A 14578-nucleotide genomic window follows, 5' to 3' on the forward strand; every position below is an offset into this window, starting at 1 on the left:
GGCGTTCCGGGAGGTGCGGGGCCCTAGCGTCTGAGGGGTGGACAGCATCGCGCAGAACGTCGAGGCCACCTCCGGGCAGGCCGTGCACAAGGCCCGTGACCTGGGCCACCCCTCGCGGTACTTCGTCTCGGCGGTCCTCGCGGGCGCCTACATCGGGGTGGGCGAGGTGCTCCTGCTCGTGGCGGTCTCGCCCTTCGTGGCCCAGGGGTCGGCGGCGGTGAAGCTGCTGGAGGGGGCGCTCTTCCCGGTGGCGCTCACGATCGTGATGTTCGCCGGGGCGCAGCTCTTCACCAGCAACGTGATGGTGATGCTGGTCGGGGCGCTGTCCGGGCGGACCGGGCCCCGGGACCTGTGCGCGTCCTGGGCGCTGTCGCTGGCCGGGAACCTGGCCGGGGCGATGGCCTTCGCGGCGATGGTGCACGCCTCGGGGGTGACGTCGGCGCCGTCGGCCCGGGCGATGCTCGCGGAGCTGGTGCACGGTAAGACGGGGCTCGGCGGGGGGCAGCTGTTCTGGCGGGCGGTCCTGTGCAACATGCTGGTCTGCCTGGCCGTGTGGATGTTCACCCGGGCCAGGGGCGACGCGGCCAAGATCTTCGTGCTCTGGCTGCCGGTGGCGGTATTCGTCGCCGTCGGTTTCGAACACTGCGTCGCCAACATGGCTCTTTTCAGCCTCGCGGTCCTGGACGGGGCGGCGTCATTCGGTGATCTTTTCCGGAACCTGATGTTCACCGTGCCGGGGAACGTCGTGGGCGGAGGTCTGCTGGTGGGAGCCGTCTACTGGTTCACCGGAGGGGCTTACCGCGGAAACGGAATTCCATCTACCGATTAACTCTCCGTAGATAAATAAGGTAACCCTTAGTGATGGACGCCACCGGGCGTGGCGTCCGTCACGGCTTGTCGGGGCTCACTTAATTACGCAACAATGGCGTTGTGAAAAACGGCGAACGGATGAGCGAGGCCCCCCAGGGGGAACTCGCGACCGGGGAGCGGTCAACCCGCAACCGGGTCGCGAGGTCCATCCTGGACCACGGCCCCTCCACCGTCGCCGACCTCGCGCAGCGCCTCGGCCTCACCCAGGCCGCCGTCCGCCGCCACCTCGACACGCTCGTCGCCGACGACGTGGTCGCACCCCGTGAGCAGCGTGTGTACGGCACGCGCACCCGGGGCCGGCCCGCCAAGGTCTTCGCGCTGACCGACTGTGGCCGTGACGCCTTCGACCAGTCCTACGACACCCTCGCGGCGGACGCCCTGCGCTGGATCGCGCAGTCCGTCGGCGGGGGCGACGAGGGCGAGGCGGCCGTCGCCGCCTTCGCGAGGGCGCGGATGGAGACACAGGCGCGGACCTACCGGGAAGCCGTGGAGGCGGCCGCCCCCGCGGCCCGCACCGAGGCCCTGGCCAAGGCGTTGACCGCGGACGGGTACGCTGCTACGGCGAAGAGCGCTCCCGGTCCGCACAGCGGTGAACAGCTCTGTCAGCACCACTGCCCGGTCGCGCACGTCGCCGAGCAGTTCCCGCAGCTCTGCGAGGCGGAGACCGAGGTCTTCTCCCGCCTGCTCGGGACGCATGTGCAGCGCCTGGCCACGATCGCCCACGGCGATGGGGTGTGCACCACGTTCATCCCGCGAAGCGCGACACAGACCGACACATCAGCATCTGCAAGTACGGCCGGGAGGAACCCCGCATGACCACGGAGACTGCTCACCCTGAGCTCGAGGGTCTGGGCAACTACGAGTACGGCTGGGCCGACTCCGACGCGGCCGGTGCCGCTGCCAAGCGGGGTCTGTCCGAGGACGTCGTCCGCGACATCTCGGCGAAGAAGTCCGAGCCGGAGTGGATGCTGAACCTCCGGCTCAAGGGCCTCAGGCTCTTCGACAAGAAGCCCATGCCGCTCTGGGGTTCCGACCTCTCCGGCATCGACTTCGACAACATCAAGTACTTCGTGCGCTCCACCGAGAAGCAGGCCGCTTCCTGGGAGGACCTGCCCGAGGACATCAAGAACACGTACGACAAGCTCGGCATCCCGGAGGCGGAGAAGCAGCGCCTCGTCGCCGGTGTCGCCGCCCAGTACGAGTCCGAGGTCGTCTACCACCAGATCCGCGAGGACCTGGAGGAGCAGGGCGTGATCTTCCTCGACACGGACACCGCGCTCAAGGAGCACCCGGAGCTCTTCCAGGAGTACTTCGGCACGGTCATCCCGGTCGGCGACAACAAGTTCGCGTCGCTGAACACCGCCGTGTGGTCGGGCGGCTCCTTCATCTACGTCCCCAAGGGTGTCCACGTGGACATCCCGCTCCAGGCCTACTTCCGCATCAACACGGAGAACATGGGCCAGTTCGAGCGGACGCTGATCATCGTCGACGAGGACGCCTACGTCCACTACGTCGAGGGCTGCACCGCCCCGATCTACTCCTCGGACTCGCTGCACAGCGCCGTGGTGGAGATCATCGTGAAGAAGGGCGGCCGCTGCCGCTACACGACGATCCAGAACTGGTCGAACAACGTCTACAACCTGGTCACCAAGCGCGCCGTGGCGTACGAGGGCGCGACCATGGAGTGGATCGACGGCAACATCGGTTCCAAGGTCACCATGAAGTACCCGGCCGTCTACCTGATGGGCGAGCACGCCAAGGGCGAGACCCTGTCCATCGCCTTCGCGGGCGAGGGCCAGCACCAGGACGCCGGTTCCAAGATGGTCCACATGGCGCCGAACACCTCCTCCAACATCGTCTCCAAGTCGGTGGCGCGAGGCGGCGGCCGCACCTCCTACCGCGGCCTGGTCGAGATCGGCGAGGGCGCCGCGGGCTCCAAGTCCAACGTGCTGTGCGACGCGCTCCTCGTCGACACCATCTCCCGCTCGGACACCTACCCCTACGTGGACGTCCGCGAGGACGACGTGACGATGGGCCACGAGGCCACCGTCTCCAAGGTCTCCGACGACCAGCTCTTCTACCTGATGCAGCGCGGCCTCACCGAGTTCGAGGCCATGGCCATGATCGTGCGCGGCTTCGTCGAGCCGATCGCGAAGGAGCTGCCGATGGAGTACGCGCTGGAGCTCAACCGGCTCATCGAGCTGCAGATGGAGGGCTCGGTCGGCTAACCCCGACGGCGGCCGGCTCACCCCGGCCGCCCCCGTCCCGCAGCACATTCGTCACACGTATGGAAGAGAGCAAGACGACAGCCATGGCTGAGGCTCAGAACATTCCGGCGGGCTCCACCACCGCCGGCGCGATCGCGGTGGCCGCCGAGTCCACCGTCGCCACCCGGATGAGCGCGCCCCCGTCCTTCGACGTGGCCGACTTCCCCGTTCCGCACGGCCGCGAGGAGGAGTGGCGGTTCACCCCGCTCGCCCGCCTCAAGGGCCTGCACGACGGCACCGCGGTCGCCAACGGCACCATGAAGGCCCAGATCGACGCCCCCGAGGGCGTGACGGTCGAGTCCGTCGAGCGCGGCGACGAGCGGATCGGCAAGGCCGGCACCCCCGTCGACCGCGTCGCGGCGCAGGCCTTCTCCTCGTTCGCCAAGGCCACGGTCGTCACCGTGCCCAAGGAGACCGTGCTCGCCGAGCCCATCCGGGTCGCGCTCCACGGCGAGGGCGGCACGACCTTCGGGCACACCGTCTTCGACATCAAGCCCTTCGCCGAGGCGATCATCGTGATCGACCACACCGGTGACGGCGTCCGCGCCGCCAACGTCGACATCCTCGTCGGCGACGGCGCCAAGGTGACCTTCGTGTCCGTCCAGGACTGGGACGACACCGCGGTCCACACCTCGCAGCACAACGCCCTCATCGGCCGCGACGCCAGCTTCAAGTCCGTCGTCGTGACCTTCGGCGGCGACCTGGTCCGCCTGCACCCGCGCGTCAGCTACGCGGGCCCCGGCGGCGAGGCCGAGATGCTCGGCGTGTACTTCACGGACGCCGGCCAGCACCAGGAGCACCGCCTCCTGGTCACCCACGACGCCCCGCACTGCAAGTCCAACGTGGTCTACAAGGGCGCGCTCCAGGGCCAGGAGGCCCACGCCGTCTGGATCGGTGACGTGCTCATCGAGAAGACCGCCGAGGGCACCGACACCTACGAGATGAACCGCAACCTCGTCCTGACGGACGGCGCGCGCGTCGACTCGGTGCCGAACCTGGAGATCGAGACCGGCGAGATCGTCGGCGCCGGCCACGCCTCCGCGACCGGCCGCTTCGACGACGAGCAGCTCTTCTACCTCCAGGCCCGCGGCATCCCGGCCGACGAGGCCCGCCGCCTGGTCGTGCGCGGCTTCTTCGCCGAGCTCGTCCAGCAGATCGGTGTCGCCGACATCGAGGAGCGCCTCATCGCCAAGATCGAGGCCGAGCTGGCGGCGGCCGTCTGATGACGTACGTCAAGGCCTGTGCGCTGAGCGAGCTGGAGGAGGACACCCCCAAGCGGGTGGAACTCGACGGCACGCCGGTGTCCATCGTCTCCACCGAGGGGGAGGTGTTCGCGATCAACGACATCTGCTCGCACGCGAACGTCTCGCTCTCGGAGGGTGAGGTCGAGGACTGCATGATCGAGTGCTGGCTGCACGGGTCGGCCTTCGACCTGCGCACCGGCAAGCCCTCCGGTCTGCCCGCGACGCGCCCCGTCCCCGTTTACCCCGTCAAGATCGAAGGGGACGACGTGCTCGTCTCCCTCACCCAGGAGTCCTGAGGTACCCATGGCTACGCTTGAAATCCACGACCTGCACGTCTCCGTCGAGGCCGAGAACGGCGCCCGCGAGATCCTCAAGGGTGTCGACCTGACGGTCAAGCAGGGTGAGACGCACGCCATCATGGGCCCCAACGGCTCCGGCAAGTCCACCCTGGCGTACTCCCTCGCCGGTCACCCGAAGTACACCATCACCGGTGGCACCGTGACCCTCGACGGCGAAGACGTCCTGGAGATGTCCGTCGACGAGCGCGCCCGCGCCGGCGTCTTCCTCGCCATGCAGTACCCGGTCGAGGTCCCCGGCGTCTCGGTCTCCAACTTCCTGCGCACCTCCGCCACCGCCATCCGCGGCGAGGCCCCCAAGCTGCGCACCTGGGTGAAGGAGGTCAAGTCCGCGATGGAGCAGCTCCAGATGGACCCGGCCTTCGCCGAGCGCAACGTCAACGAGGGCTTCTCCGGCGGTGAGAAGAAGCGCCACGAGATCCTCCAGCTGGAGCTCCTGCAGCCGAAGATCGCGATCCTCGACGAGACGGACTCCGGTCTGGACGTCGACGCCCTGCGCATCGTCTCCGAGGGCGTCAACCGCGTCCGCGAGACCGGTGAGGTCGGCACCCTGCTGATCACCCACTACACGCGCATCCTGCGCTACATCAAGCCCGACTTCGTGCACGTGTTCGCGAACGGCCGCATCGCCGAGTCCGGCGGCGCCGAGCTCGCCGACCAGCTCGAGAACGAGGGCTACGACAAGTACGTGAAGGGTGGCGCGACCGCGTGACACAGCTGCCTGGCCTCCTCGACATCGAGGCGATCCGCAAGGACTTCCCCCTGCTGGATCGTGTGGTCCACGACGGGAAGAAGATCGTTTACCTGGACAACGCGGCGACCTCGCAGAAGCCGCGCCAGGTGCTCGACGCGCTGAACGCGTACTACGAGCGGCACAACGCCAACGTCCACCGCGGCGTGCACGTGCTCGCCGAGGAGGCCACGGCACTGTACGAGGGCGCCCGCGACAAGGTCGCCGCCTTCATCAACGCCCCGAGCCGCGACGAGGTGATCTTCACCAAGAACGCCTCGGAGTCGCTCAACCTGGTCGCGAACATGCTCGGCTGGGCGGACGAGCCCTACCGGGTCGACCGCGAGACCGAGATCGCCATCACGGAGATGGAGCACCACTCCAACATCGTCCCGTGGCAGCTGCTCGCGCAGCGCACCGGCGCGAAGCTGAAGTGGTTCGGCCTCACCGACGACGGCCGGCTCGACCTGTCCAACATCGAAGAGGTCATCACGGAGAAGACGAAGATCGTCTCCTTCACGCTGGTCTCCAACATCCTGGGCACGGTCAACCCGGTCGAGGCGATCGTGCGCCGCGCCCAGGAGGTCGGGGCGCTCGTCCTGATCGACGCCTCGCAGGCCGCTCCGCACATGCCCCTGGACGTCCAGGCCCTCGGCGCCGACTTCGTGGCCTTCACGGGCCACAAGATGTGCGGCCCGACCGGCATCGGCGTCCTGTGGGGCCGCCAGGAGCTCCTGGAGGACCTGCCCCCGTTCCTCGGTGGCGGCGAGATGATCGAGACCGTCTCGATGCACTCCTCCACGTACGCCCCGGCGCCCCACAAGTTCGAGGCCGGCACGCCCCCGATCGCCCAGGCCGTCGGCCTCGGCGCGGCCGTGGACTACCTGACCTCGATCGGCATGGAGAACATCGCCGCGCACGAGCACGCGATCACCGAGTACGCGGTGAAGCGCCTGCTGGAGGTCCCCGACCTGCGGATCATCGGCCCGACCACGGCCGAGGACCGCGGTGCCGCGATCTCCTTCACGCTCGGTGACATCCACCCGCACGACGTCGGCCAGGTGCTGGACGAGCAGGGCATCGCGGTCCGCGTGGGACACCACTGCGCCCGCCCCGTGTGCCTGCGGTACGGAATTCCGGCGACCACGCGAGCGTCTTTCTACCTGTACTCCTCTCCCGCCGAGGTCGACGCGCTGATCGACGGGCTGGAGCACGTACGGAACTTCTTCGGCTGACGAAGGCGACGAGGACGAGGCTGTGAAGCTGGATTCGATGTACCAGGAACTGATCCTGGACCACTACAAGCACCCGCACGGGCGTGGCCTGCGCGAGGGTGACGCCGAGGTGCACCACGTCAACCCGACGTGCGGCGACGAGATCACGCTGCGCGTGAAGTACGACGGGCAGACGCTCACCGACGTCTCCTACGAGGGCCAGGGCTGCTCCATCAGCCAGGCCAGCGCGTCCGTGCTGAACGAGCTGCTGGTCGGCAAGGAGCTCGCCGAGGCGCAGAAGATCCAGGGCGTGTTCCTGGAGCTGATGCAGTCCAAGGGCAAGCTGGAGCCGGACGAGGAGATGGAGGAGGTGCTGGAGGACGCGGTCGCGTTCGCCGGTGTCTCCAAGTATCCGGCGCGCGTGAAGTGTGCTCTGCTGAGCTGGATGGCGTGGAAGGACGCGACCGCCCAGGTGCTGGGCGACGCGGAGAGGAAGACGGCATGACCGAGAACGCGACGCCCGAGGCGTCGATCAAGCCGGCCACCGAGGAAGAGGTCCGCGAGGCCCTCTACGACGTGGTCGACCCCGAGCTGGGCATCGACGTCGTCAACCTGGGCCTGATCTACGGCATCCACATCGACGACGCGAACATCGCCACCCTCGACATGACCCTGACCTCGGCGGCCTGCCCGCTGACGGACGTCATCGAGGACCAGGCGAAGTCGGCGACCGAGGGCATCGTCAACGAGCTCCGCATCAACTGGGTCTGGATGCCCCCGTGGGGCCCGGACAAGATCACGGACGACGGCCGTGAGCAGCTGCGCGCGCTCGGCTTCAACGTCTGAGCGACGCGTTCGCGTGAGGGCCCCCGGCACGGTCGTGCCGGGGGCCCTCCCTGTTCTCCGGGCCGTCGTGTGACGTGCACCGGGAGTTGGCCGCGGTGGCCGAATCTTCTCGACGGCCGTCACAGCGTGACGCCGTGAAGGAGAGGACGTCACCTTGAAGAAGCAGCTCGGCATCGCGGGCGCCGCGGGCACCGCCGCACTGATCGTCGCCGCGACGGTCATGCCCGCGCACGCGGTCACCTACGGGACCCCGACCATCTCGCTGTCCGCCGGCTACCTGTCCGGCTCCGTGAACGGGGTCGGCGACCAGACCGTCGACGTCACCGTCGGGCAGAGCGGCGCCGACGCCTCCGCCCTGACCGTCAGCGCCTCGGCCTCCAGCAAGGCCTCCGTCGCCGGCACCGGGGACGTCACCGTCACCGGCACCGGGGCCGTGCGGCAGCTGGCCGTCACCGCGCACGCCCGCGGCTACACCAACCTGACGATCAAGGTCACCGGGCTCGGCGGCAAGACCGCCGTCAAGACCCTCTCCTACGCCGCCTCCGCCGCCGTCCAGAACCCGGCCGACGCCCGCTACTTCAGCGGTGCCTCCGACACCTCGGCCGCCGTCGACGTCGGCGGCGGGTACACCGTGGTCGCCGACGACGAGAACAACGTGCTGCGCCTGTACGACCGTTCCCGTTCCGCCGCCCCCGTGCGCACCTGGGACTTCAGCTCCCAGCTCGGCGTCACCAAGGAGGTGGACATCGAGGGCGCCACCCGGGTCGGCAACACCATCTACTGGACCGGCTCCCTCGGCAACAACAAGGACGGCGAGTACAAGGCGCCCCGCAACACGGTGTTCACCACCACCGTCAGCGGCTCCGGCGCGGGCACGCAGCTCGCGTACGGGCGCTCGTACAAGAAGCTCCGCGACGACCTGGTCGCCTGGGACAAGGCGAACGGCAACCGGTACGGCTTCGCGGCGGGCACCGCCGCCGGGGAGGCGCCGAAGCAGATCGACGGGTTCAACGTGGAGGGACTGGAGTTCGCCCCCGGTTCCACTACCACCGCCTACCTGGGCTTCCGCGCCCCGCTGGCGCCGGCCGTGCCCGGCGGCAAGGCCCTGCTGGTGCCGGTCACCAACTTCGACCAGGTGCTGTCCAGCGGTGCCAAGGCCGTCTTCGGCGCGGGCGTCGAACTCGACCTCGGCGGACTGTCGGTGCGGGACCTGAAGAAGAACGCCGCCGGCCAGTACCTGATCCTGGCCGGCTCCTGGGCGGCCGACGACAACTCCGACCCGTACGCCCTCTACCAGTGGGACGGCGTCCCGGGCCACGCCCCCGTCAAGCGGGCCGACCTGCCCACCACCGACCCCGGCGGCTGGGAGGCCGTCGTGGAGGTGCCGGACCTGAACGCCCCCGGTGCCCGCGTGCAGGTGGTCACCGACAGCGGCTCCGCCGACCTGTACGGCGACGGCACCGAGGCCAAGGACCTGACGCACCCGGAGTGGAAGAAGGCCCGCGCGGCCTGGTTCACCCTGAACTGACCCCGGGTCCGGCCGGCCCCGGGTCCGCCGCGAGCGCCTCGGCGAGGTGTTCGCGGCGGATCCGCCGGTCCACGTAGAGCAGCCCGGCGGGCAGTTGCGGGAAGGCCGGCAGCAGCACCAGCGCCGACAGTGCCCCGGCCAGGCCGAACCAGGCCTGGAGCGCGCACCCGGCCGCGCAGGTGAACGCCACCGCCGGGGCCGTGACCCCGAAGGCCCGCCACCACGCGCCCCGCACCAGGAGCGCCGAGCGCCGCAGCGCCGCGACCGGCCCGAGCCCCTCGTACCCGGCGGCGGTGGGCGCCAGGGCGAACAGCACCCCGAGCCACAGGGCCACCGGGACCAGCGGCAGCAGCGCGAGCACCGGCAGCCCGGCGGCCCCGGCCGCCACGACCGGGGCCGCCGCGGCCAGCAGCGCCAGCAGCTGGGTGCCGAGGACGGCCGGGGTCCGGGCCAGCGCCGCCCGCAGCAGCCCCGGCACGGTCACCGCGCGGCCGAGCACCGCCGGGCGCAGCAGCGCCGCGATCAGGGCGGCGGCCAGGGCGCAGGTGAACAGCAGGAACAGGGCGGCCGCCGGGAACAGGGTCCAGACGAAGACCCGGCTGCCGGAGCGGCGGCTGAGGGAGGCCAGGGTCGCCGCCCCGGCCGCCGCGGCGACCAGCAGGGCCCCCGCGAGCTGGCCGAGGAGCAGCGCCCCGCAGAGGGTCCCGCCGTAGCGGCGCAGGGTGGCGGCAGCACCCCCGAGGATGTCCCCGGGCCCCAGGGGCCGCAGGGGCACCACACCGGGACGGGGCCGCTGCGGGGGCAGCCAGCCGCCGCCCGCGTGGGTCCAATGCTGCGCCATGAGCGGCCCCCCGTCCCCTGAGGGGGACACCGTAGCCCCGTTGCGCGCGGGTGTGACCGGACGTGCGTGTGTACATGTGTACGCATCGATGTGTACTGTCGTACACATGCCCTACGTACTGCTCGCCATGGCCATAGCCGCGGAGGTCGCCGGGACCACCGCCATGAAGTACAGCGACGGCTTCACCCGGCTGTGGCCCTCGCTGGGCACCCTGGTGGGCTACGCCATCGCCTTCACCCTGCTCGCCCAGACGCTCAAGTCCATGTCGGTGGGCACCGCGTACGCGATCTGGGCCGGGGTCGGCACCGCCGTCATCGCCGCGATAGGGATGGTGTTCCTGGGGGAGGCCGCCACCGCCGCGAAGATCGCCGGGATCGCGCTGGTCATCGGCGGCGTCGTGCTGCTCAACCTGGGCGGGGCGTCCCACTGATGGCCGCCGGAGCGCGCCGCCACGACCCCGACCGCCGGCAGCGGATCATCGACGCCGCGATCCGGGTGGTGGGGGCCAAGGGGATCGCGGGGCTCAGCCACCGCAGCGTGGCGGCGGAGGCGGACGTCCCGCTGGGCTCGACCACCTACCACTTCAAGACCCTGGACGACCTGCTGGTGGCCGCCCTGCGACAGGCCAACGAGGAGTGCGCGCCCGCGCTGGCGGTGCGGGAGGGCGAGGACCTCGCCGGTGCGCTGGCGCGGCTGCTGGGGGAGATCCTGGACGCGGACCGGGGCCGGGCGGAGCTGGAGTACGAGCTCTACCTGGCCGCCCTGCGCCGCCCTGCACTGCGGCCGGTCGCCGCCGAATGGTGCGAGGCGGTGTCCACCGCCCTGGCGGAGCACACCGACCCGGTCACGGCGCGGGCGCTGGTGGCGGTGATGGACGGCATCAGCCTCCAGGTCCTGCTGACGGGCACCCCGTACGAGGAGCCCTACGCCCGCGAGATCCTGACCCGGGTCCTCGCCTAGCCCCGGCGAGGGTCCAGGGGGGGCTTGCCCCTCCCCGCCCGGTGCGCTCAAACTCCCCCAGCGCGGGCTGGATCTATGCCAGCCTCGCCGGCGTTTGAGGCGCGGGGGTCTGGGGGCGGAGCCCCCAGGGAACGGGCGAAGGGCGGGTAGGGGACCCGGCCCCGCGCAGCGGCCACCCGCGCCGGACCGCGCCCGCGCCGCCCCGGGCCCGCTAGCCCGCGGAGCGCCCGGCAGAGCGTACGGCCGCCAGCGCCGCCGCCACACCGGCCTCGATGTCCCTCACCGGGTAGAACACCTCCCGCACCACCCGCTCCCGGTCCACGACCAGCGTCAGCCGCTTGATCCGGCTCACCCCCGCCGCGCGGAACGTCGGCAGCCGCAGCGCCGTCACCAGGTCCAGTCCGGCGTCCGACAGCAGCGGGAAGCGCAGCCGTTCCTGCTCGGCGAACTCCCGCTGCTCGTCCGGCCGCTGGGTGGAGATCCCGTGCACGGTGGCGCCGGCCGCGGCGAACTCCGCCAGCTGGTCGCGGAACGTGCACGATTCGAGCGTGCAGCCCTTCGCGCCGGGGATCCCGGCCCAGCCGGGCGGGTAGGACTCGGCCCGGGCGTAGGCGCCGGGGAAGCAGTACAGGATGGTGAACGGGGTGTCCGCGACCGGGTCGCGGAGCTCGCCGAAACGGTCCGGCAGCAGCAGCTCGGGCAGCCGGGTGCCGCGCAGCGCGTGGACGCGTCCGGCCTCCTTCGAGGACTCCTCGGTCGTCGCCGTCATCTCTCCCTCTCCCAGGACCCAGGTGTCTCCCCAGTCCTGGAGGGCCACCAGGACCGGCAGCAGCCCCCGCCCGCGCGGGGTCAGCCGGTACTCGTGCCGCACCGGGCGCTCCTGGTACGGCTCGCGCGTCAGCACTCCGGCCTCGACCAGCAGCTTCAGCCGCTCGGCGAGCACCTTCCGGGACATCCCCAGCTCGCGCTGGAGCTCGTCGAAGCGGTGCAGGCCGCGCGCGGCGTCCCGCACGATCAGCAGCGTCCACCAGTCGCCCACGACGTCGAGGGCCTGGGCGATGGAGCAGTCCGCGTCGCCGAGGTGCGTGCGCTGGGCCATGGGAACTCCTTTGTCCGTTGACCCAAGGCTGTCATGCTGACATAGTCCGTTCCCAAAAGGAACTGACCAGGACCTGGCCAGGGACCGACACGGGGGACACGGGTGTGCTGCAGGGGTTCAAGGACGTACCGAGGGTCGTGTGGCTGCTGGCTGCGGGGGTCTTCGTCAATGCCGTCGTCAGCTTCACCTTCGTCTTCGTCTTCCTCTGGCTGACCGGCCCGCGCGGCCTCGGCGCCGCCGGGGCGGGCCTGGCCACCGGCATCGGCGGCATCGGACTCGTCGCCGGCAACTTCACCGGCGGCTGGTACGGCGACCGCTTCGGCCACCGCCGCGTGCTGCTCGCCGCCTCCGCCCTCGGCGGACTCGCCCTGATGTCCTTCCCGCTGCTGCCCACCCCGCTGCTGTACGCCGCCCTGCCGCTCGCCCAGTACGCCTCGGGCGTCGTCCGGGCGGCCAACTCCGCCCTGGTGGCCGTCACCGTGCCCGAGGGGGCCCGCCGCCAGGCCTTCGCCGTCGTCCGCTGCGTCTCCAACGGCGGCTTCACCCTCGGCCCGCCGCTCGGGGCCCTGATCGCCGCCGGGCTCTCGTACGACTGGCTCTTCCTCGCCGACGGCCTCGGCACTCTCTTCTTCGCCTGCTGGACCGCCCGCGTCGTCCCGGCGCGCGGCGCCACCCGCACCCCGGCCGCGGCCCCGGACGGGGGTCTGGGCCGCGGCGGGGTGTGGGCGGCACTGCGGGCGCGCCCCGCCGTCCTGGTGCTGCTCGGCGCGATCCTGGTCACGGACGTGGTCTACCGCCAGCAGTACTCCGTCTTCCCCGTCTTCCTCGCCGACCACGGCCTCGACGTACGGGCCTTCGGGCTGATCGTCGCGGTCAACGGCGCCGTCATCCTGTTGCTGGAACTGCCCGCCGCCGTCGCCCTGCGGGACCGGCCGCCACTGGCGGTCATCGGCAGCGGGCTGGTGCTGGTCGGCGCCGGGTACGCGGCGCTGCTCCTCGGGGCCGGGATGGCGACCGCCGTCGCGATGATGGTGCTGCTCAGCCTCGGCGAGATCCTCTACAAGACCACCGCCACCGCCTACGTCGCCGACCAGGCCCCCGAGCACGCCGTGGGCCGCTTCCAGAGCCTGTACGCCGGGGTCTCGGTCAGCGGCACCGTCCTCGCCCCGCCCGCCGGCGGTGCCCTCTACGCTGCCGCCCCCGGCCTGCTGTGGCCGCTGTGCGCGGCCCTGGCCGCGGGCGCCGGAGCGGTCGTCCTGGCCCGGCACCGCACCGAGGCGAGCGCCGTCCGGCGGCGCGCGGAGCGACACGCCGCGCGCCCGGCACATGAGACCGGTTCGCGACCGCGGCCCGTCGCCGGTTAGGTTTCGGGCATGACTGCTACGCGTACCACCGGCGCCGTCGCCGCCGGACTTGCCACCATCACCGCCGACGGCACCGTCCTCGACACCTGGTTCCCCGCCCCCGAGCTGGCCGACGCGCCCGGCCCGGCCGGCACCGAGCGCCTCACCGCCGAGCAGGCCGTGGAGCTCCTCGGCGCGGCCGCGGCCAAGGCCGTCCGCTCGGACGCGGTCCGCGGGGTCGAGGTCGTAGCCGTCCGCACCGTCATCGCCTCCCTGGAGGACAAGCCGCTGGACGCGCACGACGCGTACCTGCGCCTGCACCTGCTGAGCCACCGCCTGGTCAAGCCGCACGGCCAGAACCTGGACGGCGTCTTCGGCCTGCTGACCAACGTCGCCTGGACCTCGCTCGGCCCCGTCGCCGTCGACCAGGTCGAGACCGTCCGCCTCAACGCGCGCGCCGAGGGCCTGCACCTCCAGGTCACCTCGATCGACAAGTTCCCGCGCATGACCGACTACGTCGCCCCCAAGGGCGTGCGCATCGCCGACGCCGACCGCGTCCGCCTCGGCGCGCACCTCGCCGAGGGCACCACCGTCATGCACGAGGGCTTCGTCAACTTCAACGCCGGCACCCTGGGCACCTCCATGGTCGAGGGCCGCATCTCGGCGGGCGTCGTGGTCGGCGACGGCTCCGACATCGGCGGCGGCGCCTCCACCATGGGCACCCTCTCGGGCGGCGGCAAGCAGATCATCTCCATCGGCGAGCGCACCCTGGTCGGCGCCGAGGCGGGCATCGGCATCGCCCTCGGCAGCGAGTGCGTCGTCGAGGCCGGCCTCTACGTCACCGCGGGCACCCGGGTGACCCTGCCGGACGGCCAGATCGTCAAGGCCCTGGAGCTCTCCGGCGCCGACAACATCCTCTTCCGCCGCAACTCGGTCACCGGCGCCGTCGAGGCCCGCCCGTACAAGGCGAACTGGGGCGGCCTCAACGAGGTCCTGCACAGCAACGACTGACGCCGCGCGGGCAGCGCCCGCCGCACGTCGCCACCGAGTGCCCTCCCGCCGGACGCGGGAGGGCACTCGGCCGTTCGGTACGGCGGGGGCCGCTCAGCCCACCAGCCGCAGGAACCAGCGGCGCGAGGGGTGGGTGTCGCAGTCGACTGGACGAGCGGGTGGTTGTGGGGAGGGGGAGCGCCCCGGGGCTCTTTCCGTCGCGGCCCGCCGGTCATCCGTCCGCGGCGCGCGCGACCGGCCCCGCAACCGAGGGCACCGCCGCCGCCCGG

At 71.4% G+C, this 14578-nt stretch carries 16 protein-coding genes; 14 read left to right on the forward strand and 2 right to left on the reverse strand.

The features are described from left to right. Positions 1-37: 37 nt before the first annotated feature. From ACIPW5_RS34175 to ACIPW5_RS34220, 10 genes are all read left to right on the forward strand, one after another. Entirely contained in the window at positions 38-829 is a 792-nt protein-coding gene (locus ACIPW5_RS34175; RefSeq protein WP_401253521.1) for a formate/nitrite transporter family protein, read from the forward strand. A gap of 119 nt (positions 830-948) precedes the next feature. After that, positions 949-1686, forward strand: coding sequence for a helix-turn-helix transcriptional regulator (locus ACIPW5_RS34180; RefSeq protein WP_401253619.1), 738 nt, complete (start codon positions 949-951; stop codon positions 1684-1686). Continuing rightward, a complete protein-coding gene (sufB, locus tag ACIPW5_RS34185) occupies positions 1683-3098 on the forward strand; it encodes a Fe-S cluster assembly protein SufB (protein WP_401253523.1) in 1416 nt (471 codons plus the stop codon). Before ACIPW5_RS34180 ends, sufB begins: the two co-directional genes overlap by 4 nt. An 83-nt stretch (positions 3099-3181) precedes the next feature. Further along, complete coding sequence (gene sufD, locus ACIPW5_RS34190; protein ID WP_125817107.1) at positions 3182-4360, forward strand: Fe-S cluster assembly protein SufD; 1179 nt, start codon at positions 3182-3184, stop codon at positions 4358-4360. Further along, complete coding sequence (locus ACIPW5_RS34195) at positions 4360-4677, forward strand: bifunctional 3-phenylpropionate/cinnamic acid dioxygenase ferredoxin subunit (protein WP_350911841.1); 318 nt, start codon at positions 4360-4362, stop codon at positions 4675-4677. Before sufD ends, ACIPW5_RS34195 begins: the two co-directional genes overlap by 1 nt. Positions 4678-4684: 7 nt before the next feature. After that, complete coding sequence (gene sufC / locus ACIPW5_RS34200; RefSeq protein ID WP_046775390.1) at positions 4685-5449, forward strand: Fe-S cluster assembly ATPase SufC; 765 nt, start codon at positions 4685-4687, stop codon at positions 5447-5449. Beyond that, positions 5446-6702 (forward strand): cysteine desulfurase, encoded by a 1257-nt coding sequence (locus ACIPW5_RS34205; RefSeq protein WP_401253528.1) that lies wholly within the window; start codon positions 5446-5448, stop codon positions 6700-6702. Before sufC ends, ACIPW5_RS34205 begins: the two co-directional genes overlap by 4 nt. Positions 6703-6724: 22 nt before the next feature. Continuing rightward, the gene (gene sufU / locus ACIPW5_RS34210) at positions 6725-7186 is read left to right on the forward strand and encodes a Fe-S cluster assembly sulfur transfer protein SufU (RefSeq protein ID WP_401253531.1); all 462 of its coding nucleotides are present in this window, start codon (positions 6725-6727) and stop codon (positions 7184-7186) included. Continuing rightward, positions 7183-7527 carry a metal-sulfur cluster assembly factor gene (locus tag ACIPW5_RS34215; protein WP_007263433.1) on the forward strand — a complete coding sequence of 115 codons (345 nt, stop codon included), beginning with the start codon at positions 7183-7185 and terminating at the stop codon, positions 7525-7527. Before sufU ends, ACIPW5_RS34215 begins: the two co-directional genes overlap by 4 nt. Positions 7528-7747: 220 nt before the next feature. Beyond that, a complete protein-coding gene (locus tag ACIPW5_RS34220; RefSeq protein ID WP_401253622.1) occupies positions 7748-9055 on the forward strand; it encodes a hypothetical protein in 1308 nt (435 codons plus the stop codon). Here ACIPW5_RS34220 and ACIPW5_RS34225 read toward each other — a convergent pair. After that, positions 9042-9896, reverse strand: a complete 855-nt coding sequence (locus tag ACIPW5_RS34225; protein ID WP_401253535.1) for a hypothetical protein — start codon at positions 9894-9896, stop codon at positions 9042-9044. The two genes, ACIPW5_RS34220 and ACIPW5_RS34225, sit on opposite strands and share 14 nt — an antisense overlap. Positions 9897-10002: 106 nt before the next feature. Here ACIPW5_RS34225 and ACIPW5_RS34230 point away from each other — a divergent pair, with 106 nt between their 5' ends. Together ACIPW5_RS34230 and ACIPW5_RS34235 are read left to right on the forward strand one after the other, a co-directional pair. Further along, a complete protein-coding gene (locus ACIPW5_RS34230; protein ID WP_401253537.1) occupies positions 10003-10326 on the forward strand; it encodes a DMT family transporter in 324 nt (107 codons plus the stop codon). Next, positions 10326-10856, forward strand: coding sequence for a TetR/AcrR family transcriptional regulator (locus ACIPW5_RS34235; RefSeq protein ID WP_401253540.1), 531 nt, complete (start codon positions 10326-10328; stop codon positions 10854-10856). The genes ACIPW5_RS34230 and ACIPW5_RS34235 overlap by 1 nt, the downstream gene beginning before the upstream one ends. 211 nt (positions 10857-11067) lie before the next feature. Here ACIPW5_RS34235 and ACIPW5_RS34240 read toward each other — a convergent pair whose 3' ends face one another. After that, positions 11068-11955 (reverse strand): winged helix-turn-helix transcriptional regulator, encoded by an 888-nt coding sequence (locus tag ACIPW5_RS34240; RefSeq protein WP_401253543.1) that lies wholly within the window; start codon positions 11953-11955, stop codon positions 11068-11070. A gap of 107 nt (positions 11956-12062) precedes the next feature. Here ACIPW5_RS34240 and ACIPW5_RS34245 point away from each other — a divergent pair, with 107 nt between their 5' ends. Both ACIPW5_RS34245 and dapD read left to right on the forward strand, forming a co-directional pair. Next, positions 12063-13319, forward strand: coding sequence for an MFS transporter (locus ACIPW5_RS34245; protein ID WP_401253624.1), 1257 nt, complete (start codon positions 12063-12065; stop codon positions 13317-13319). Positions 13320-13328: 9 nt separating this feature from the next. After that, a complete protein-coding gene (gene dapD / locus ACIPW5_RS34250) occupies positions 13329-14309 on the forward strand; it encodes a 2,3,4,5-tetrahydropyridine-2,6-dicarboxylate N-succinyltransferase (protein ID WP_385769267.1) in 981 nt (326 codons plus the stop codon). Positions 14310-14578: the final 269 nt, after the last annotated feature.

The sequence above is a fragment of the Streptomyces sp. NPDC090077 genome (genome assembly GCF_044747545.1).
In the GTDB taxonomy this organism is placed as follows: Bacteria; Actinomycetota; Actinomycetes; order Streptomycetales; family Streptomycetaceae; genus Streptomyces.